Here is a 20,661-nt window from a genome sequence, read left to right as displayed (position 1 = left end):
GCCCCGCTCCCGCCCCTCCGGTGAGCCCCGCCGTGCCGCCGGGCCCCAACGCGCCGGCCGGGGCCATCCCGCTGCCGCCGGACCAAAACGGTTACGTCTTCATCGAAACCAAGTCCGGCGTGACCCGCTGCCAGATCAATAAGGACACCGTCGGTTGCGAGGCGCCGTTCACCAACTCGCCGCTGCAAGACGGCGAGCACGCCAACGGCGTCAGCATCAACTCCGGCGGTGGAGTCCAGTGGGTGCTGGGCAACTTGGGTGCCATCCCGACCGTCCAGATCGACTACAAGACCTATAACGCCCTGGGCTGGACAATCATCGCCAGCACCGACGGCACCCGCTTCACCAACGACAAGACCCGCCACGGCATGTTCGTCAGCGTCGAGAAGGTCAACACCTTCTAGAACACGTACCGCCCCAGCGCCCAGGCCCTGTCGCCGGGCGGCTGGGCGTTCGCAACGCGCACGCCGTCCTGGAACAGCTCGTCCTGCCGCACCAGCCCGCGGGCAATGGCTTCCTCCCAGGCCTTGGCCGGGCCGGCCCCGTAGGAGCGCCACGGCACCAGGTCGTCCATCACGACCGCCGTGCTCGCCGACGCGAGCGCACGCATGTTTTCGATGTCGGCGTGCGCGACGTCGTAGTCGTGCCCACCGTCGATGAACAGCAGGTCGAATCGCGCGTCGGGGTTGTTGGCCGCGAACGCGGGCACCGTCTGCCGCGAGTCACCGGTGACGAGCGTGTGCCGGCCGGGAAACTCGCGGTCGATGAACTTCTTGTTGACCGCGACCGAGGCGTGCTCGCCCAGGTCGAAAGACACCACCGTGGCCTGGGGTACGTGTCTGAGCATCGCGTAGCTGGAACATCCGGCGTTGAAACCGATCTCGGCGATCCTGCGCGCGCCGACTCTCCTGGCAAGCCCGACCAGGTAAAGCAGTTCCTCCGCGGAGCTCGACCCCTCCCCGGCGCCCAACCGCCGAAAAATGAGCCGCCAATACAACTTGCGCTCAACCTGTTTCATTTCTTTGACCGTCGGGCTGGGCGCGCTCATGGCCGTCAGGATTTCCCGTCGGCGCGTTTCGGAAACTTCGGCCCGCAGATGTTTCGAACGTGTGTGCGATGGTTATCCCGCTGTCGGAGGTGATCGCGACATGAGCGACAACGTGCAGCAAGCGCCGAACGAGACGGCGGAGAAAGACCCGGCGGACTGGGTCACCGGAGACGAGCCCATGACGGGACCGCAACGCAGTTACCTGCACACACTCGGGCAGGAGGCGGGCGAGGAGGTGCCCGACGACCTCACCAAGGCCGAAGCGTCCAGCAAGATCGACGAACTGCAACACAAGACCGGGCGCGGCAGCTGAGCAGCCGCGGGTGAATTGCTAGTCGGGCCTCCGGTAGTAATCTTGCCGGCGAGCTCGGAAGGGGAGGCGATGCCTGTTGGTGCCGATGTGCCGCTGTTCTTCGCTGCGAGCGCGGTGACATTGACCGGCAGTTCGGCGAGCCGCTGACCTCCCGATGCAACTCCACTACCTCAGCATCCCGTCGCTGATCGGCGCGGCCGGCGGTGACCCGTGGGCGGTCAATGCGAGCCTGCAGGCGGGAAATCCCGGGCAAATCTCCAGTCTCGCCGAGGCTTTCCTGCGCGCAGGCCGATGCACGCAGGAGGCCAACCATGCTTTCGAACAGGCTCGCACCCGCTTCGACGCTGCCTGGAATCATCAGCAGGGCGATCACCCGATCAACGACTCCGACGAGGTCCAACGGGTGACGAAAGCGCTTGGTGCGCAATCCCTTCAGTTGCCCAAGATCGGCGCGGACCTGGAGAACGTCGCGGCGACGTTGGCCGAGGCGCAGAAGGCCGCTGCGGGGCAGATCGCCACGCTGGAAGCCCAGCTACAGAACCTCGACGACCTGATCGGTGAGGCCGACGAGATGGAGGATGACGAGGACCTCAGCCAGGCCGACTACGACGCGCTCGAGGCCTACATCGAGACCTGCGAACAGGACGCGATCCGCGACACCAGAACCGCTCTCGGCCAGCTACAGGCGACGCGGGACGGTTACTCGAAATCGTTCCAGGACGCGATGGGCGCCTTGCACGCCGACGGATATGACGCCGTAGCCCCGCAGGGCCCCCCCGGCGCGCCCGAAGCTCCAGGTGCGCAGCCCGGGCCGGGCGCGCCGGGCGGCGGCCCGCCAGGTGCGGAGAAGCCCGGCGAGCATTCCGTGTCGCCGCCGACGCTGAGCGATGTGTTGATCGCGGGTTCGGGCGCGGTGGCCGGCGGCACCGCCGACGGTGTGCGCCAGACGACCCTCAATCTGATCGACCAGTCCCCCGGCACCGGCCCCGGCAAAGCCGACCCGGGCTTGTTGAAGTGGTTGGAGGACCCCAAGATCGGCGGCGTCGAGATCAAGGGCTTCTCCCGCATCGGCGGCGTGGTTGCCGTGGCCAGCGCGGTACCGGCCGTCCTGTCCGACATGCACGACGGCAACCCGGCATCCGAGGCCGTCACACGGGAGTCGGTGGGGGTCGCTGCTGGGCTCGGATTGGGCAGCTTGGCAGGAGGCGTGGTCGCCGGTTCCGAGTTGGGCGCGGCGTTGGGTTCCGTTGTGCCGGGGGCAGGAACCGCAGTAGGCCTCGTGGCAGGTGCCGTTGTTGGAGCGGGGGCCAGCTTGGTGGCCTCAAAGGCGGTCGAGGCGGCTTGGCAGCCGGTTTCCCACGCGGTTGGCAGTGCGCTGCATAGCGTGGAATCGGTGTTTGGGTTCGGTTAAGGCAACACGATGCGATTCGACGAGTTCACAGGGACGCATTGTCTCGACGTGTTCCCGGTCGACCGATTCGCCGGGTTCGTTGTGGAGGTGGGCGTGCCGCGGGGCTGGGATCCCCTCAGTGCCGCTACCGGTGTGCGTCTGTGGGCCTGCCGCAACGACCCGCGCATCAAGACATTTTGCGCTAACGCGGTATTGACGATGCATCATGTCCAGGCAGCCCTCGACCCCGCCGAGGTGTTCACGATGCTGGCCGAACAGCAAGTGCAATCAGTACCGAACTCAAGTGAGCTGAGCCGTGAAATCTTCGCAGCGGCCGAGGGCGCCGGCGCTGCGGGGATGCTCACGATGCAGATAGCGCATGAGCTCGGCACCATCGAGAGTGTGTCACGATCCCGGATCGTCAACGGCGAACGAGGGACTCTGATTGCACAACTGACGGTGACGGCGCTCGAAAATTCACCGGTAGATCGGGCAAGTATCTGGTTGAAGGTACGACCAGGTCCGTCGGTGTCTTCAACGCCCGCCGGTCACCCCAGTGTTTCGCCCGTCACCGCCACGCGAGCCGGTCAGTGATGGTCAGCCCCAAGACGGAAGTGCCCTGGAGGCTTCGTTATGCCTTCGGTGTAACCCTGTGCCTGTTGGCTGCGGTCAATGCACTGATCGGGTCGGCGTGGTATCTGTCTCTCGGCACCGCCGTGGCCGGTATCGGCATTATTTATGGGGGCAGACGCCGGGTGTTCCACGTTGGTGTCCGCCGTGTTGGATACGAGGTGGTCTGCCGTTACGTTCCGTGGTACGAGAGCAATCCCTACTTCGCAACGGTGCTCCTCCCGCTTATGGCGGTCGGCATGGTCGGGGCGGGGTGTTCCCCTGCTTATCCAGCATGGCTACTCTTCGGCGGAATCGCGTTACTCGGCATCTCGGCGTTGATGGTGGCGGTCGTCGTGTGGATTTGGCGACGATCGCTTCTCCGTATCACCCCAACGACATTGATCGTGCGAACAGCAGACCGCAGCAGCGCCTTGACCGGCATCCGGCGCGAGGACGTCCGGTCGATAAAGCTCCAGCTTGCAGACGTAGCGGCCGGCAGGAAGTCGCCACAGGTGGAAATCGTCCATCGACCACCCGACACACCTGGCTCGACCGATGCGACGCTATTGATCGGGCTTTATCTCACCGTGCAGCCGCTCAACCTCTTCAACGCACTGGTCGCCTGGCGAGACGGCGCATTCGACGATCCCGTCGAACTGTCGGACCGGATCGAGAAAATTCTGCGCGGCAAATCAACGGCTGCCGCCTGACCGTCTTACCCGTCACGCGTAATGGCTTCGTCTCACTCAAATTTCAGCCCGAAGATGAAACGCCGTTCGATGCGCATGGTGCGCACCTTGTTCGCCGCTTCTCCATTCTTGGAGGGAAGGCATCAACGCGTCGGCCTAGCGACGATCCGAACACGTGACAGCTCACGTCGTTGTATTTCAACCGTCGAGAACGGGTTAATACGCGTCCCGCGCGCCGCGAATCGCCGCGCCGAAACGCGCCCGGCATCACGGGGCCGGCGAAGCACGTCAGTACCATCGGTGCCGTGGCACCCACTGGCCCACGCGATGACTTCCATAACCAGCCGACGCAACACGTCGAGCCCGGCCGCGGCGGACCTCCGCCCCACACCGGGCATGCACCGGATCCCGGCTTCGAGGGAACCGAGATCATCGACGCGCGCGGCGCCGACCCGTTCGACGAAGAACCGCAGCCGACGCCGTGGTACCGCAAGCCGGCGCTGCTCGTCGCGTGGCTGCTGGTGGTGTTGATCCTCATCGGTTTGATCGTGTTCGGGATCGTGGAGCTGCTACACGGCGAAGACGCCACCAGCCACACTCCGAGCTCCACGCCGACCACGACGACGACCACGTCCACCACGGAGAGCACTCCGTCGACCACGACGACCACCACGACCACGGAACCGTCGACGAGCGACACCGGCCAGCCGTCGCCGCAACAGCCGTCCCAGCAGCCCACACACCAGTCGACGCAGGAGCCGTCGCACCGGCATCACCTGCCGCCGCTACCGCCTGTCATCACCATTCCCCAGGTGCCGACGGTGATCACCGTGCCGCCGGGGTTGCGCTAACGAATCGGTGACGACCGGATCAAGGTTGCGTCGCCGCCGCCGCGCCCTACACTCGCTGGGATCCGCGGTCGCTACGGTGAGACCGCCGGGGGGCCGCAACGAGGACAACTGACACAGAGGTGCGGGATATGAGCGACTCGCTCGGGTTGTCGATCGGGGTTGCCCACCTGGTGGCGGCCCGCTCGGGTCGGGAACCCGTGGTCCGCAGTTCCGTGCTCACCCTCTTCGAGAACCGCCCCACCGAAATCGGCCTGCCCGAAGAGAATCCCAACCTCAGTGAGCCGGGGCTGGTCTTGCGGGGGTTCGTCGAGCGGGTGGGCGACCGGGCTCCGCTGGTGGCCGCCGACGGGACCAAGTACCTGGGTGAGGTGCTGACGGTCGAAGCGATCGAGGCCATGGCCCGCACTGTCGGCTACGGTCAACCGATCACCATCGCGGTGCCCGCTTACTGGTCCGACGCCCAGTTCACCGCGCTGCGGGAAGAATTCTTCGCCCAAGCCGACCTCGCACGCGACGGCGTCGCCCCGGTGCTGGTCTCCGACGCGACGGCCGCGCTCGCGGCGCTGCGAACCACGCCGGGCTTCCCCTCCGACGGCACTCTCGCGCTGTGCGACTTCGGTGCCGGCGGGACCACCGTCACCCTGGTGGACGCCTCGGCGAGCTTCACCCACCTCGGCCGCTCGACGCGGCACACCGATTTCTCCGGCGACGCAATCGATCAGCTCCTCCTCGACCACGTGCAGGCCACCGACCGCACCATGGCCGACATCGGCAGCAGCGGACGCATCGCCTCCCAGGCGAGGCTGCTGGGCGAATGCCGGCGGGCCAAGGAGCGGCTGTCCACCGACACCGTCACCACCGTGGCGCGCGCCGCGGACGACCAGGTCCAGCTGTCCCGCGCCGAGCTTGAACAGCTGATCAGGCCGGCCCTGGACGGTCTCCTGAATTTCGTCGCGGAAGCGCTGCGGCACAACGGCGTTCAGCGACTCAGCGCGGTGGCGACCGTCGGCGGTGGTGCCAGCATTCCGCTGGTCAACACGCGCTTGTCGGAGCGGTTCGGAGTGTCGGTGCACAGCGCGGCGCAACCCGCGTTCAGCGCAGCCCTCGGCGCGGCGGCGCTCGGGGGTCAGGGACCGGCCGCCGGGGTGGGCGGGCCGCAAGCGGCGGCGGGCGCCCCGACGACCGCGGCCCCCGCCGTCGACATGCCGACGGAAATGGTGCCCGCCGGCGCGATCGACATGACCCAGGCCGCCCGCGCCGCCCAGGCGACCGACGTCGATGGTGCGCTCGCATGGTCGGAAGACGCCGACGACTCCGACGAGCCGGTTCCCTACACGGGCCGCGACGCCACGGGCGAATACGCCAACGAGGCCCGGGAATTCGAATACGCCTCGGACGAGCGTTATGACGACGCCGGTGGCGGGCTGCCCTGGTACAAACGCACCGCGCTGGTGCTGGGGGTGGCGGGCGCCGTCCTGGCCGTGCTGGTCGCGCTGGCCCTGGCCATCAACGTCCTGCTCACCGACAACCACCCCGCCACGCCCGCTCCCACCGCGCCGAGCGAAGCTCCCCCGCAGACACCGCAAACAGTGACCGTCACGGGCCCGGACAACACCACCACGGTCACCGTCGTCCCCGCGCCGGCTCCGTCCTCCGAGCCGCCGGCCACCACCACCGCTGCGCCGCCGCCGGCCAGCACCACCGAACCGCCCAGCACGACGACCACCACGAGCGCCCCGCCGACCACCACGGCGCAGGTGACCACGACGGAACCGCCCCCGCCGCGCGAGCGGCCATTGTTCCCGCGTCTCGAGCCGCCGTGGCGGCGTTGACGCGCCGGAACGCGTTCGCTATTTCGCTCCGGGAGTGGGTATTCGCGCTGCAGTGAACGGAGCCATTCACCCGGCGACAGGGTGGCGCCGGTCACGCCGATCAACGTCACATCCCCCGGCGGGTTCTCAACGCAGCAGGCCAGAGGCATTGATGAACGGCGAGTTAGGGCAGCCTTTCTCGCGCTCAAAGCCCGGGAGATGTAACTATGAGCGGGGCTGAGCAGGCAAACAAAGTGCAGGCCGAAGTGACTATTTATTGGGGAGACCTTCTGTGACGACGCAGATGCTCATCAGGCTGGTAGTGGGCATGGGCATGACCCTGGTCGTGGCCGCACTTGCCGCGCGCCGAGTCCTGTGGCTGTTCAAGCTCATCACCTCCGGCAAGCCGGCCCCTGGGCACACCGACGACCCCGGCAAGCGCGTCTGGGCTGAGATCTCCGAGGTCTTCGGCCAGCGCAAGCTGTTGAAGTGGTCGATCCCCGGCCTCGCCCACTTCTTCACCATGTGGGGCTTCTTCATCCTGCTGACCGTCTACATCGAGGCCTACGGCCTGCTGTTTCAGGACAACTTCCACATCCCGATCATCGGGCGCTGGGACGCGCTGGGCTTCCTGCAGGACTTCTTCGCCACCGCCGTCTTCCTGGGCATCGTCACCTTCGCCATCATCCGGTTGATGCGCAGCCCGAAGGAGATCGGACGCTCGTCCCGGTTCTACGGCTCGCACACCGGCGGTGCCTGGCTGGTGCTGTTCATGATCTTCAACGTCGTCTTCACCTACGTGTTCGTGCGCGGAGCCGCGGTGAACAACGGCACGCTCCCCTACGGCAACGGGGCCTTCCTGTCCCAGCTGTTCGGCAAGATCCTGCGTCCGCTGGGTCAGCCCGCCAACGAGATCATCGAGACGACGGCCCTGTTGGCCCACATCGCGGTCATGCTGGCGTTCCTGATCATCGTGCTGCACTCCAAGCACATGCACATCTTCACGGCGCCCATCAACGTCATCTTCAAGCGGCTGCCCAACGGCCTGGGTCCGCTGCTGCCCCTCGAGCACGACGGGAAGCCGATCGACTTCGAAAACCCGCCGGACGACGCGGAATTCGGCCGCGGCAAGATCGAGGACTTCAGCTGGAAGGCGGCGCTGGACTTCGCCACCTGTACCGAGTGCGGCCGCTGTCAGTCGCAGTGTCCGGCCTGGAACACCGGCAAGCCGCTCTCACCCAAGCTCGTGATCATGGACCTGCGCGACCACTGGATGGCCAAGGCGCCATACATCCTGGGCGACAAGGAATCTCCCACCGAGAACACCCCCGAAGGCGGGCTCGGCGAGAAGTTGGCGGGTGAAAAGCACGCCGAGGCGCACCACGTCCCCGAGTCCGGCTTCGGCCGGGTGATGGGTTCGGGGCCCGAGCAGGCCACCCGCCCGCTGGTGGGCACCGAGGAGCAGGGCGGCGTCATCGACCCCGACGTCTTGTGGTCCTGCGTGACCTGCGGCGCCTGCGTCGAGCAGTGCCCGGTGGACATCGAGCACATCGACCACATCGTCGACATGCGCCGCTACCAGGTGATGATGGAGTCGGAATTTCCCTCCGAGCTCTCGGTGCTGTTCAAGAACCTGGAGACCAAGGGCAACCCGTGGGGCCAGAACGCCAGCGACCGCACCAGCTGGATCGACGAGGTCGACTTCGACGTCCCGGTGTACGGCGAGGACGTCGACAGCTTCGACGGCTTCGAGTACCTGTTCTGGGTCGGCTGCGCCGGCGCCTACGACGACAAGGCCAAGAAGACCACCAAGGCCGTCGCCGAGCTGCTGGCCATCGCCGGGGTGAAGTACCTGGTGCTCGGCACCGGGGAGACCTGCAACGGCGACTCCGCGCGCCGCTCGGGCAACGAGTTCCTCTTCCAGCAGCTGGCCGCCCAGGCCGTCGAGACCCTGGACGGGCTGTTCGAGGGCGTCGAGACCGTCGACCGCAAGATCGTCGTCACCTGCCCGCACTGCTTCAACACCTTGGGCCGCGAATACCGGCAGCTGGGTTCGAATTACTCGGTGCTGCACCACACCCAGCTGCTCAACCGGCTGATCCGGGATAACAAGCTGGTGCCGGTGACCCCTGTGTCCCAAGACATCACGTACCACGACCCCTGCTACCTGGGTCGGCACAACAAGGTGTACGAGGCGCCCCGTGAGTTGATCGGGGCCGCGGGCGCCACCCTGACCGAGATGCCGCGGCACGCCGAGCGCAGCTTCTGCTGTGGCGCCGGCGGCGCCCGCATGTGGATGGAAGAGCACATCGGCAAGCGCATCAACCACGAACGCGTGGACGAGGCGCTGGCCACCGGCGCCGCCACCATCGCCACCGGCTGCCCGTTCTGCCGCGTGATGGTGACCGACGGTGTCAACGACCGCCAGGAAGAGGCCGGCCGCAGCGGCGTCGAGGTGCTCGACGTCGCGCAGATCCTGCTCGGGTCGCTCGACTACGACAAGGCGACGCTGCCCGAGAAGGGCACGGCCGCCAAGGAAGCCGAGAAGCGCGCCGAGGAGGCCGCCAAGGCCGAACCCAAGGCCACCACCGCGACCGCTCCGGTCGAGGCGGAAGAGGAGGCACCCGCCGAGGAGGCGCCGGCCGCGCCCGCGGCGAAGACGGCAGCCGCACCGGCCGCTCCGGCCAAGGGCCTGGGCATCGCCGGCGGCGCCAAGCGACCGGGCGCCAAGAAGGCCGGTCCGCCGGCCGCCAAGGCCGCGGCCACGGAGGCCCCCGCCGAGTCCGAGGCGACGGCCACCCCCGCCAAGGGCCTGGGCATCGCGGGCGGCGCCAAGCGACCGGGCGCCAAGAAGACGGCCGCCAAGGCCGAGGCGCCCGCCGCGAAGGCCACCGAAGCACCGGCCGACTCCGACACGAAGGGCGCCGAGGCGCCGGCGGCTGCGGCCGCTCCCGTCAAGGGCCTGGGCATCGCCGGCGGCGCCAAGCGACCGGGCGCCAAGAAGACGGCCGCCAAGGCCGAGGCCCCCACCGCCAAGGCCACCGAAGCACCGGCCGAGTCGGGCGCCACGGCCGAGCCGGAGGCGACAAACGCACCCGCGGCACCCGCGGCGCCCGCGGCGCCGGTCAAGGGCCTGGGCATCGCGGCCGGCGCCAAGCGGCCCGGCGCAAAGAAAGCGGCCCCGGCGACCGCGAAGGCGGAGGCGACCAAGCCGGAGCCCGAGCAGCAGCCGGGGGCGGGCACCGAGCCCAAGCCGGCGTCGGAGCCGACGAAAGAGTCGCCCGGTGAGGGCACCAAGCCGCCGGAGGAGCAGCCCGGGGCCGGTGCGGCGCCCACGCCGGACGACAACAAGTCCAAGTCGGCGAACGGCGATCAGGCGCCGTCGGGACCGCCGGTCAAGGGCCTGGGCATCGCGCGCGGCGCCCGGCCACCGGGTAAGCGCTGAGCTGGGGATTTGACGCTAGTCGGCGAATTTCAGTGGACAACGGTGGCACCATTGACGGCGTGACCACTCACCAACTGCCTCTGCACGCGTCCGCCCATCAGCGGCAGCGTACGTTCGCGCAGTCGTCCAAGCTTCAGGACGTCCTGTACGAGATCCGTGGGCCGGTGCACGCGCAGGCCGCGCGTTTGGAGGCCGAGGGTCACCGCATCCTCAAGCTCAACATCGGCAACCCGGCGCCGTTCGGTTTCGACGCGCCCGACGTGATCATGCGCGACATGATCCAGGCGCTGCCGTACGCGCAGGGGTACTCGGACTCGCAAGGCATCCTGCCGGCGCGCCGGGCGGTAGTCACCCGCTACGAGCTGGTGGAGGGTTTCCCCCGCTTCGACGTGGACGACGTCTACCTGGGCAACGGCGTGTCCGAGCTGATCACGATGACCCTGCAGGCCCTGCTCGACAACGGCGACGAGGTGCTGATCCCGTCGCCGGACTACCCGCTGTGGACGGCGTCGACGTCGCTCGCCGGGGGCACGCCGGTGCACTACCTCTGCGACGAGACCCAGGGGTGGCAGCCCGACATCGCCGACATGGAATCGAAGATCACCCCGCGCACCAAGGCGCTGGTGGTGATCAACCCCAACAACCCGACCGGCGCGGTCTACGGCCGCGAAATCCTCACCCAAATGGTCGAGTTGGCGCGCAAGCACGAACTGCTGCTGCTGGCCGACGAGATCTACGACAAGATCCTCTACGACGACGCCAAGCACATCAACGTGGCCACCCTGGCGCCCGACATGCTGTGCCTGACCTTCAACGGGCTGTCGAAGGCCTACCGGGTCGCCGGCTACCGCGCCGGCTGGCTCGCCATCACCGGCCCCACCGACCACGCCAGCAGCTTCATCGAAGGCATCAACCTGCTGGCCAACATGCGGCTGTGCCCGAACGTCCCCGCCCAGCACGCGATTCAGGTGGCGCTCGGCGGCCACCAGAGCATCGACGACCTGGTGCTGCCGGGCGGCCGGCTGCTCGAGCAGCGCGACGTCGCCTGGGAGAAACTCAACGCGATTCCGGGGGTGTCCTGCGTCAAACCGCAGGGCGCCCTGTACGCGTTCCCGCGCCTGGATCCCGAGGTGTACGACATCAGCGACGACGAACAGCTGGTCCTGGAGCTGCTGCTGTCGGAGAAGATCCTGGTCACCCAGGGCACCGGATTCAACTGGCCGGCACCGGATCACCTGCGCATCGTGACGCTGCCCTGGGCCCGCGACTTGGCGGCCGCGATCGAGCGGCTGGGCAACTTCCTGGTGAGCTATCGCCAGTAAGCGTCCTCGCAGCCGGCGCCTCTACGGTGGACCGGGTGACGCACTCGCACTCGCACAGCCTGTCCGGCCCCGCCGCCGTCGACCCGCTGCCCGCCCGTATCGTCGTCGGGCTGCTGATCGCGATCGGAGTGGCCGTCGCGGCCGGCGCCGTCCTGTTGTGGCCCAGCCGCCAACACGTCGACATCCCGATGCCGCTGCAGAACGCGGCCGGCGGCGCCGTCAGCACGCAGGCCGGGCACGTGGTGTCCAGCGGGCTGGGCGACTGCGGCAGCCCGTCGGTGAGCCAGGTCCTCACCACCGCGCCGCAGCCCGCCCCTCCCGGAGCGGGGCGCTGCGTGCTGACCCTGGTGGCCATCGACTCCGGGCCGAACGCCGGTGCCACCACCTTGCTGGAGTCCTCGCCCGGCCCCGGCCAGCCGAAATTCGCGGCGGCCGATCGCGTCCGGCTCGTCCGGCAGGTCGACGACCAGGGCGCCACCAGCTACGCCTTCTACGACTTCGAGCGGGGCTGGTCCCTGGTCGCATTGGCGGTCGCGTTCGCGGTGGTGATCGTGGTGGTGGCGCGGTGGCGCGGGCTGCTCGCGCTGGTGGGCATCGTGGTCGCCTTCTTGGTGCTAGTGGTTTTTCTGCTGCCGGCGCTGCGCCACGGCGCGCCGGCGGTGCCGGTGGCGCTGGTGGCGTCGGCCGCCATCCTCTACGCCGTCATCTACCTGGCGCACGGCGTCAACCTGCGCACCAGCGCCGCGCTGCTCGGCACCCTGTCGGCGCTCCTGCTTGCGGCCGGATTATCTTGGGCCGCAGTAGAATTGGCGCACCTGACGGGGTTGTCGGACGAACAGAACTCCACCGTCAGCGCCTACCTGGGCAGCGTGTCGATCAGCGGGCTGCTGCTGGCCGGCTTCATCATCGGCTCGCTGGGCGTGCTCAACGATGTCACGGTGACGCAGGCCTCCACGGTGTTCGAGCTGGCGCACCTGGGCGGCTCGCGCCGGGCGGTCTTCCTGGGCGCCATTCGCGTGGGCCGCGATCACATCGCCAGCACGGTGTACACCCTGGTGTTGGCCTATGCGGGCAGTTCGCTACCGCTGCTGCTGCTGTTCAGCGTCGCCAACCGCTCGCTGACCGACGTGCTGACCAGTGAGAGCGTGGCCATCGAGATCGCCCGGTCGGCGGTCGGTGGGGTCGCCCTGGCGCTGTCGGTGCCGTTGACGACGGCGATCGCCGCCGTGCTGGCCCGACCTGCTAGAAGCGGCTCCGTTCCAGCAGATCCAGCAGATACCCTCCATAGCCGGACTTGAGCAGGGTCTGCGCGCGCTCGGCGAGCTGCTGGTCGCTGATCCATCCCCGCCGCCACGCCACTTCCTCGGGGACGCTGACCTTCAGGCCCTGCCGCCGCTCGAGCGTGCGGACGAAATCGCTGGCGTCGAGCAGGGAGTCGAAAGTGCCGGTGTCGAGCCACGCCGTTCCGCGGGCCAGCACCTCGACCGCCAGCCGGCCGCGGTTGAGGTAGATCTGGTTGACCTCGGTGATCTCGTATTCGCCGCGAGCCGACTTCTTCAGACCCTTCGCGATCTCGATGACGTCGTTGTCGTAGAAATACAGTCCGGGCACGGCGTAGTTCGATTTCGGCGTCTGGGGTTTCTCCTCGAGCGAGAGCGCCATGCCGTCGGCACTGAACTCGACGACACCGTAGGCCGACGGGTTGGCCACCCAGTAGGCGAAAACCGCTCCCCCGTCGATGTTCTGGAAGCGGCTCAGGTTGGTGCCCAGGCCCGGCCCGTAGAAGATGTTGTCGCCCAACACCAATGCCACCGAATCGGTGCCGATGTGGTCAGCACCCAGGACGAACGCCTGGGCCAGGCCGTCGGGCCGTTCCTGGGTCACGTAGGTGAGGTTCACCCCGAACTGCGAGCCGTCGCCCAAGAGCCGCTGGAAGCCGGGCGCGTCGTGGGGTGTGGTGATGACCAGGATGTCTTGGATCCCCGCCATCATCAGGGTGGACAACGGGTAGTAGATCATCGGTTTGTCGTAGACGGGCAGCAGCTGCTTGCTGATGCCCGTGGTGATCGGATGCAGGCGGGTGCCCGACCCGCCGGCCAAGATGATTCCCCGCATGAGTGGCTCCTACTGCCCCGGTCGGGTGCTAATCGATGACGTCGGACTCGGTGAGTTCGGTGGCGGCCAGCGCCGCGGCCAGGTCTTGGTGCCGGAACACCGACGTGACGTGGTCGTGCACGACGCGGAAGGCCAACGCGTCGCTCGTCGGGTCCGGGCCGCTGCGTTCGGCGACGACGACACCGTCGTGCACGTAGAGCCGGCCCAGTTGCGCGCTCACCCGCCGCGACGTGGCCCAGTCGCGCAGCGCCTGGTGGCCTTGCGCGGCGCCGTGGGCGTCGCCGATCTCGATGTCGTCGCTGGACAACGACACCAGCGTCTCGATGTCGGCGGCGTTGAGCGCGTCATGCCATGCCAGGACGGTCGCGACTTCCGATGTGGTCATGGTGTGCAAATTACCGTGCGGCCCGGCGGCTAGAGGGGGGTACGGTCCAACCAGGTCCGCCACACGCCCTCGTCGCCGAAGAGTTGGATGCCGGTCTCGTCGAGCGGTGTGCGGCGCAGGATGGCCAGCAACAGCTCGGTGGCCCCGCCGCGCAGCGCGACGGTGCCCTTGCCGTGCTCGTGTGACCAGGCGATCCGCCCGCGGTCGACGCGGGCCGTCCATTCGCCCGCCTCGCCGAGGCCCGGGTCGGTGGCGTGCAGGTGCAGCGTGTCGCCGTCCTCGAGCGGCAGCGGGGCCCCTTGGGCGCCTGCCTGAATGGCCACCCGTTCCAGCCACTCGGTGATCCCGTCGGCGGCCACCTCGGCGCGCAGCGCGTACCCGCTGCCGAGCGCGATCGTCGCGTCCGCGCGGTGGACGGCCGCCTCGTGCAGGCGGCGCCGGATCCACCAGCCCGCGGGGCGCGGCCCGAGAAACGTCCACACGGGCGTTTCAGCGCCCGTGTGTTCCACCGCGTCGATGAGCCGCTGCGCACCGCCGTGCAGCCAGGACTCCGCGTCGGCGGGGTCGGCCGGCGGCTTGCCGCCTTCCACCGCGCGGGGGTCGAGGAAGCTGTCGAGCCGGTCGCGCACGATCTGCGCCGCCCACCGGTCGCCGCGCCCGACGTGGCGCAACAGTTGGCCCATGGTCCATCCCGGGCAGGTTGGCACGGGAAGCGAGTCGTCGACCTCGCGGAACTGCTGCGCGAACGCGCGGTTCTCCTCTACGAACGCATCGGCGAAGTCCACCCGCTCAGGCTACTCGGCGGGCGCCGCCACGGTACGGGTCCGGTTGTGGTCGAAATGAGTTCCCCGACCGCCGCGGGTCTCCCGCGGCGCGATTCGATCCGATGGTGTCCCAATCTGATCTGCAGTGTCGCGGCTCAGTTCAGTACGGTCACAGCATGATTGGTGGCCACACGCCGGCGCCGAAGTTCGGAGCGCCCTCGGCGGCGCAGCCGTGCCTCGGGCGGGACAGGTAGCCGGGGCGCCTTGCCACATCCCGTACGCAGCCTGAATTTGCGCCAATTGCGGTATTTCGTCGCCGTGGCCGACGAGAACAATTTCGGACGAGCCGCCCAACGCCTCAGGATCGCCGGACCGTCGCTGTCCCAGCAGATCAAGGCGCTCGAACGGGACCTCAAGGTGCGACTGTTCGAACGCAATCAACACGCGGTCAGTCTCACCCCGATCGGGGCCCACCTGCTCCCCCACGCCCGCGCGCTGCTTGCCCAGGCCGATGACTTACGCAGACGGGCGATCGGCATGGCAGGTACAGATCCTGTCCGTTTCGGCTTGGTGCAGCAGCTTCCGCCGGGGTGGGCGGACCTGATCGGTGCCGTCGCCCCCGTGGTCTTCGATGCGTGGGTGATGCCCTCACCCGCACAGGTCACCCGCGTGGCGACCGGCACGCTGGATGTGGCGCTGTGCCACGTGACAGCCGCCGACCTGGGCGCGGCGGGGCTCGTCGGGCAACTCGCGGAAACCGAGCCGCTGCAAGCGGTTTCGCCCGGAAGTGACGGGCGGCCGGTGTGCGCCGAAGACACCGCGGTGTTGATCGACGAGGACGCGGTGAGCTGGTCGGCCTGGAACGGTTACGCCGCGGAGTTCGCGGACCGCACCGGTGCGCGGGTCGTCTTCATCCGGGACGGGGGCGTCGTCGGCCGCAGGTTCTTCGAGCACGTACAACGCCTGGGCTGCCCGGTGCTCAGTGCTCCCAAGGCACGGGCGGATGTGTTGCCGCACAACATGTCGCTGCGGCGCGTCGTGAACCCGTCGCCGCTGTGGACGTGGACGCTCGTGCGACGCTGCGACGACGACCGACCGGCAGTGCTCGCCTTAGTGGACGCTCTCACGCAAAACGCGACTCCGATCGATTATTCCGCCGAATCGCAATGGCTTCCGAACGATGATCCCTACCATCGGTTGCACCGCAGTGCGGCAGTCTGACAACCGCGGCGGTGGCCAGCCGCTGCCGCGGTGCACGCGCAGCTGTCAATCTTCGCCGGAACCGGTACGGAACGTGGCGCGATAGCTATGGGGGCTGACGCCGACGACGCGGTGAAAAAGCGGCCGCAGGGAGACCGCTTTGGACAACCCGATCTGGTGTGCGATCGCCTCGACGGTCAGGTCCGTGTCTTCGAGCAGGTGCCGTGCGCGCAGAATGCGTTGGTGCAGAATCCATTGCAACGGAGACAGCCCCGTCGCGGCCCTGAAGCGCCGGTCAAATGAGCGGCGACTCAACTGGTATCGCGCCGCCAGTTTCGTGATGTCGATCTGTTGGTCCAGGTTGCGGACGATGTACTCCGTCATCTCGCTGACATCGGTGCCATCATCACCGAACCGAAGTTCCTCGGAAATGAGTTGGGCCTCTGCCCCGGATCGTTGCGGCGGTGCGGCCATGCGGCGCGCAATCGCGGTGGCGGCCCTGACACCCCAGAACCGAGCGACCACGTGAATGCACGCGTCCAGCCCAGCAGCGGTTCCCGCGCTGGTAATCACCTCACCGTCGTCGACGTACAGCACCGCGGGATCGACCTGTATCCGCGGGTGTTTGGCGGCCAGCACCGACGCGAAGGACCAATGCGCGACCGAGCGCGTGGGCTGCAAACTCTGCTGCGAGAGCAGGTTTCGAGCGGCGAGACCTTGCGCCGGTTGCCCGACGCTGTCGCTGAGGCGCTGCTGCGCGAAGGTATGTACCGGTTACTCACGCCGAAGCGTTTCGACGGTCACGCCGTTGACGCGGTCACGGTGCTCCGCGTCGGCGAAACACTCGCCGAAGCGGACGGATCCGCCGCGTGGTCGGTGATCATCAACGCCATCGGCAGCTGGCTCGCGGGCCAGTTCACCCCGCAGTGCCAACACGAGATCTTCGGTGCCAACCCGGACGCGCGTTTCGCCGGTTCGACGACGCCCGGTTCGGCACGACGGGAACATCGGGGCCTGCGGATCTCGGGACGGTGGCCGTACTGCTCGGGTGCCCAACACGCCGACTGGACGGTGTTCGGTGTCACCGCCGAGACGGGCGGGGCGTCGGAAAGACTGCTGTGCTGCGTGCCCGCGTCCGAGCTCAAGGTCGAAAAGACCTGGCGCACCATCGGTATGCGCGGCACCGGCAGCGATACCTTGGTCGCTCACGACCTGTATGTGCCCGAATACCGGACCCTGGCCTTCGAACGCCTGGGGCATTGCGCACCGTCGTCTCAGCTGGAAACCATGCACCGGATGCCTTTCACGGCTCTTGGCACGCTGACGATGTTGGGGCCGCTGCTTGGGATGGCGAAGGGGGCGTTGGATTTCGTCGCGGCTCGGGCATCGAGCAAGCCGTTGTCGAACACGCTCTATCCTCGGCAAAGCGACTCCGCGGGCCTGCAGATCCAGCTGGCTCAGGCAGCGCTGATGATCCGGACCGCGCGGATGCACGCCTACGAGATGGCCGCGGCGTTGGACACCGCCGCCGCAAGGGACCTCGCCGTCGACTACCCCGGCCGGGCCGAGATCAGGGCGCGCATCGGTTACGCAGCCCAGCAGGTCGTCGACGCTCTGACCATTCTGGTGAGCGTTCACGGCGCCGGCAGCTTCGCGGAATCCACTGTGCTGCAGCAGTATTGGCGTGATGCCAATATGCTGGCCCGCCACGCCGGGTTGCAGCCCACCGTGGGCTACGAGATCTACGGCAAGACACTGGTCGGTGTCAACGAACGGATCAGCCCGACCATCTGAATCGACCGAGCAGCTCTGCTGACCGTCAGATCTGTTGCACCGTCGGTCGGATCACCACTTCGTTCACCGACACGGCCGCGGGCTGTTCGACCGCGTAGGCGATGGCGTTCGCGACGGCGGCCGGCGGGATGGCGTTGGCGTAGATGTCTCGCAGCCGCTCTCGCTCGGTTCCGGTGGTCTTGGTTTCCATTCCGGTGGCCACCGCGCCCGGCATCACCGTGGTCACCCGCACGCCGTGGTGCGCGAGTTCGGCGCGAAGGCCTTCGCTAAACGCCCGCACGGCGAACTTGGACGCCGAATGCACGGCGCCCCCCGCCATCACTTTCAGCCCGTGGATCGAGCCCAGCGTGACGATGTGACCGGACCGTTGAGCCAGCAGCACCGGCAGCGCCGCGGCGATGCTCCACAGCGTGCCCTTGAGATTCAGGTCGATGGAGTGATCCCACTCGTCGGTGTTGAGCTCGGTGAGGGGCCGCATGTACATCACTCCGGCAGCGTTGATCATGACGTCCAGGCGGCCGAATTCTTCGACGACCGTGTCGATCAGCGCGGCCACTTCGGGGCGCTTACGTACGTCGACCTCGTACCCTCGGACCAGGGCGCCGGCGGAAGCCAAGGAGGCCACCACCGAGTTGAGCCGCGCAGCGTCGATGTCCGCCAAGATGATGCGGGCACCGCGCGCTGCCATGACTTTCGCGGTGGCGCAACCGATTCCACCGGCGCCGCCGACGATCAGGACCACCCGGTCAGTCATGCCAGGCCGATCGCCGCGGCGATGGGCGTCTCGCCGGTTGGCGGGTGTCGGAACCCTCGGCGGGCGCGCGTGTCCGACGTGCTGTTGATGATGTCACCCCGCGATCCTGCGCGATGACGCCCGCGGCGGCCAGGATCAGACGAGGCAGATGTCGATCGGATCCGGACACGCGCCGGAACGACCGCCCGGGCGCGGTGGGCTGGAAAGCGCCTACTCCGGGCGCGGTGCGCCGAGGCGGAACACCCGCCAGCCCGCCTGCGTCCACCGGGCGGCGTCCAGGCAGTTGCGCCCGTCAACGACGATGCGGGCCCGCACCCGGTCGGCCAAGACGTCGGGGTCGAGGTCGACGAATTGCCGCCACTCGGTCAGGACCAGGACCGCGTCCGCGCGGTCGCAGGCCTCCTCGACCGACGCCGCGTAATTCAGGGTCGGGAACACCCGTTGCGCGTTGTCCAGCGCCTTCGGGTCGTAGACGTTGACCGCGGCGCCGTTGAGCTGCAGCTGGCCGGCCACGTTGAGGGCGGGTGAGTCGCGGACGTCGTCGGATTCGGGCTTGAACGCCGCGCCGAGCACGGCGATGTTGGCGCCCAGCAACGAACCGCCGCACGCCGTCGTGGCGAGCTCGACCATCCGGCTGCGCCGGCGCATGTTGATGCTGTCCACCTCGCGCAGGAAGGTCAGCGCCTGGTCGGCCCCGAGCTCGCCGGCGCGCGCCATGAACGCGCGGATGTCCTTCGGCAGGCAGCCGCCGCCGAATCCCAAACCGGCGTTGAGGAATTGGCGTCCGATGCGCGGGTCATAGCCGAGCGCATCGGCCAGCAGGCCGACGTCGGCGCCGGCGGCTTCGCACACCTCGGAGATGGCGTTGATGAACGAGATCTTGGTCGCCAGAAAGGCGTTGGCGGAGACCTTGACCAGCTCGGCGGTCTGCAGGTCGGTCACCAGGAAAGGCACCCCGTCGGCGAGCAGCTGCGCGTAGAGCTCCCGCACCGCGGCCTCGGCCCGCAGCGAATCCTGTTGCACGCCAAGCACAATGCGGTCGGGATGCAGCGTGTCGTGCACGGCGTAGCCCTCGCGCAGAAACTCCGGGTTCCAGGCGATCTCGACGTCGACCCCGCGCGGGGCCAGTGCGGCCGCCCGGTGCTGCAGCTCGGCCGCCGTGCCCACCGGCACGGTCGACTTGCCTACCAGCACCGCCGGCCTGCTCAGCCGCGGCACCAGCGCGTCGACCACGGCGTACACGTGGCTCAGGTCGGCGCCGTACTCACCCTTCTTCTGCGGCGTCCCGACACCCAGGAAGTGCACGTCGGCGAAGTCGGCCGCCACCTCGTAGTCGGTGGTGAAACGCAACCGACCCGCCGCGAGGTTCTCGGTCAGCAGCTTGCGCAGCCCGGGCTCGTAAAAGGGGATGTCACCCCCGGCGAGCTTGGCGACCTTGCCAGGATCGATGTCGACCCCGATGACCTCGTGACCCAGCTCCGCCATCCCGACGGCGTGCGTGGCGCCCAGATAACCGGTGCCAAAGACGGTGCAACGCATAGCACCAATTTAGGTCTCCGGCGTGAGCTGACCGCTTCGCGCGGTTGAGCGGGAGGCGAACTACAGATGACAGATGGCTCGCGGCAGGCTAACGCCGGCCGAACCCGCCGTGACCGCCGCCGAAGCCGCCGTGACCGCCGCCACCCGGGAAGCCGGGGAAACCGCCGCCGCCATGCGGCTCCGGTCCGAAGCCACCACCGCCGGGCGGCCCGTATCCGCCGCCGCCATGCGGCCCGGGGCCGTATCCACCGCCGGGCGGACCGAAGCCGGGGCCACCGATGCCCGGGATTCCGCCGATGCCGGGGATCGGCAGCGGAATCGGCACGGGCACGGGCGCCACCGGGGGCGGTGCGGGCGCCGGCGCCACCGGCGCGGGGACCGGCGCCGCCGGGACGGGGATGGGCGCGGGAGCCGGCGCCTCGGGCACCGGAACGGGTGCCGGCGCTTCCGGTGCGGGAGCGGGCGCGGGAGCCGGAGCCTCGGGCGCCGGAGCCGGGGCCGCCTCGGGAGCGGGCGCGGGGGCTGCCGTGCGGCTCCGGTCCGAAGCCACCACCGCCGGGCGCATCGACGAAGCCGTCGCCGTGGTCGACGCGCTGGTCGGTGACCTGATGAAAACCAGTGGCATCCCG

19 protein-coding genes and 1 pseudogene are annotated in these 20,661 nt (G+C 68.5%); 12 read left to right on the top strand and 8 right to left on the bottom strand.

Features of this window, described 5'->3' with window-relative positions; translation table 11 throughout:
* The coding region (locus tag A5714_RS12215) for a hypothetical protein (RefSeq protein ID WP_068204607.1) at nucleotides 1-404 on the top strand (404 nt) is incomplete at its 5' end.
* Here A5714_RS12215 and A5714_RS12210 read toward each other — a convergent pair.
* A complete protein-coding gene (locus A5714_RS12210; RefSeq protein WP_068285491.1) occupies nucleotides 401-1,018 on the bottom strand; it encodes a class I SAM-dependent methyltransferase in 618 nt (205 codons plus the stop codon). The genes A5714_RS12215 and A5714_RS12210 overlap by 4 nt on opposite strands.
* 130 nt (nucleotides 1,019-1,148) lie before the next feature.
* Between A5714_RS12210 and A5714_RS12205 the strand changes: the two genes are divergently transcribed.
* From A5714_RS12205 to A5714_RS12170, 9 genes and pseudogenes are all read left to right on the top strand, one after another.
* Nucleotides 1,149-1,361: a DUF3072 domain-containing protein gene (locus A5714_RS12205; protein WP_068071257.1), complete on the top strand. Its 213-nt coding sequence runs from the start codon at nucleotides 1,149-1,151 to the stop codon at nucleotides 1,359-1,361.
* Nucleotides 1,362-1,515: 154 nt separating this feature from the next.
* Nucleotides 1,516-2,166, top strand: a pseudogene (locus A5714_RS27625) (hypothetical protein); the annotation flags it as partial.
* 615 nt (nucleotides 2,167-2,781) lie between these two features.
* Nucleotides 2,782-3,345, top strand: coding sequence for an LpqN/LpqT family lipoprotein (locus tag A5714_RS25360; protein ID WP_082959708.1), 564 nt, complete (start codon nucleotides 2,782-2,784; stop codon nucleotides 3,343-3,345).
* Complete coding sequence (locus A5714_RS12195; protein WP_068071261.1) at nucleotides 3,345-4,073, top strand: hypothetical protein; 729 nt, start codon at nucleotides 3,345-3,347, stop codon at nucleotides 4,071-4,073. Before A5714_RS25360 ends, A5714_RS12195 begins: the two co-directional genes overlap by 1 nt.
* A gap of 284 nt (nucleotides 4,074-4,357) precedes the next feature.
* Nucleotides 4,358-4,903 (top strand): hypothetical protein, encoded by a 546-nt coding sequence (locus A5714_RS12190; RefSeq protein WP_068285481.1) that lies wholly within the window; start codon nucleotides 4,358-4,360, stop codon nucleotides 4,901-4,903.
* Nucleotides 4,904-5,031: 128 nt separating this feature from the next.
* Nucleotides 5,032-6,735, top strand: a complete 1,704-nt coding sequence (locus A5714_RS12185; RefSeq protein WP_068285480.1) for an Hsp70 family protein — start codon at nucleotides 5,032-5,034, stop codon at nucleotides 6,733-6,735.
* A gap of 271 nt (nucleotides 6,736-7,006) precedes the next feature.
* On the top strand, nucleotides 7,007-10,159 hold the full coding sequence (locus A5714_RS12180; RefSeq protein ID WP_068285478.1) for a heterodisulfide reductase-related iron-sulfur binding cluster: 3,153 nt from the start codon (nucleotides 7,007-7,009) through the stop codon (nucleotides 10,157-10,159).
* Between the two features lie 32 nt (nucleotides 10,160-10,191).
* Complete coding sequence (locus A5714_RS12175; RefSeq protein ID WP_068285475.1) at nucleotides 10,192-11,481, top strand: pyridoxal phosphate-dependent aminotransferase; 1,290 nt, start codon at nucleotides 10,192-10,194, stop codon at nucleotides 11,479-11,481.
* A 35-nt stretch (nucleotides 11,482-11,516) separates the two neighbouring features.
* The gene (locus tag A5714_RS12170) at nucleotides 11,517-12,779 is read left to right on the top strand and encodes a YibE/F family protein (RefSeq protein ID WP_068285490.1); all 1,263 of its coding nucleotides are present in this window, start codon (nucleotides 11,517-11,519) and stop codon (nucleotides 12,777-12,779) included.
* On the opposite strand, the gene rfbA is transcribed toward A5714_RS12170, so the two are convergent.
* Genes rfbA through A5714_RS12155 form a run of 3 tightly spaced genes read right to left on the bottom strand, consistent with a single transcriptional unit; the run spans nucleotide 12,724 to nucleotide 14,766 of the window.
* Nucleotides 12,724-13,596 (bottom strand): glucose-1-phosphate thymidylyltransferase RfbA, encoded by an 873-nt coding sequence (gene rfbA, locus A5714_RS12165; RefSeq protein ID WP_068071271.1) that lies wholly within the window; start codon nucleotides 13,594-13,596, stop codon nucleotides 12,724-12,726. The two genes, A5714_RS12170 and rfbA, sit on opposite strands and share 56 nt — an antisense overlap.
* A gap of 28 nt (nucleotides 13,597-13,624) precedes the next feature.
* Nucleotides 13,625-13,981, bottom strand: coding sequence for a nuclear transport factor 2 family protein (locus A5714_RS12160; protein ID WP_068285487.1), 357 nt, complete (start codon nucleotides 13,979-13,981; stop codon nucleotides 13,625-13,627).
* A 29-nt stretch (nucleotides 13,982-14,010) separates the two neighbouring features.
* Nucleotides 14,011-14,766: a maleylpyruvate isomerase family mycothiol-dependent enzyme gene (locus tag A5714_RS12155; RefSeq protein ID WP_068285473.1), complete on the bottom strand. Its 756-nt coding sequence runs from the start codon at nucleotides 14,764-14,766 to the stop codon at nucleotides 14,011-14,013.
* Between the two features lie 243 nt (nucleotides 14,767-15,009).
* On the opposite strand from A5714_RS12155, the gene A5714_RS12150 reads away from it, so the two are divergent.
* A complete protein-coding gene (locus A5714_RS12150) occupies nucleotides 15,010-15,966 on the top strand; it encodes a LysR family transcriptional regulator (protein WP_304528506.1) in 957 nt (318 codons plus the stop codon).
* Between the two features lie 45 nt (nucleotides 15,967-16,011).
* Here the strand turns inward: A5714_RS12150 and A5714_RS26625 are convergent, their stop codons facing one another.
* Complete coding sequence (locus tag A5714_RS26625) at nucleotides 16,012-16,329, bottom strand: helix-turn-helix domain-containing protein (protein WP_197513664.1); 318 nt, start codon at nucleotides 16,327-16,329, stop codon at nucleotides 16,012-16,014.
* On the opposite strand from A5714_RS26625, the gene A5714_RS12140 reads away from it, so the two are divergent.
* On the top strand, nucleotides 16,297-17,739 hold the full coding sequence (locus tag A5714_RS12140; protein WP_197513661.1) for an acyl-CoA dehydrogenase family protein: 1,443 nt from the start codon (nucleotides 16,297-16,299) through the stop codon (nucleotides 17,737-17,739). The two genes, A5714_RS26625 and A5714_RS12140, sit on opposite strands and share 33 nt — an antisense overlap.
* A gap of 25 nt (nucleotides 17,740-17,764) precedes the next feature.
* Here the strand turns inward: A5714_RS12140 and A5714_RS12135 are convergent, their stop codons facing one another.
* The 3 genes from A5714_RS12135 to A5714_RS12125 form a co-directional block, all read right to left on the bottom strand.
* Complete coding sequence (locus A5714_RS12135) at nucleotides 17,765-18,493, bottom strand: SDR family oxidoreductase (protein ID WP_068285470.1); 729 nt, start codon at nucleotides 18,491-18,493, stop codon at nucleotides 17,765-17,767.
* Between the two features lie 210 nt (nucleotides 18,494-18,703).
* Nucleotides 18,704-20,032, bottom strand: a complete 1,329-nt coding sequence (locus A5714_RS12130; protein ID WP_068285469.1) for a UDP-glucose/GDP-mannose dehydrogenase family protein — start codon at nucleotides 20,030-20,032, stop codon at nucleotides 18,704-18,706.
* A gap of 88 nt (nucleotides 20,033-20,120) precedes the next feature.
* Complete coding sequence (locus A5714_RS12125) at nucleotides 20,121-20,459, bottom strand: hypothetical protein (RefSeq protein WP_068285467.1); 339 nt, start codon at nucleotides 20,457-20,459, stop codon at nucleotides 20,121-20,123.
* Nucleotides 20,460-20,661 lie beyond the last annotated feature (202 nt).

Origin of the sequence: Mycobacterium sp. E2462 (assembly GCF_001672685.1) — a bacterium.
Classification (GTDB): Bacteria; Actinomycetota; Actinomycetes; order Mycobacteriales; family Mycobacteriaceae; genus Mycobacterium.
This window is presented reverse-complemented; position numbering and strand designations above follow the sequence as displayed.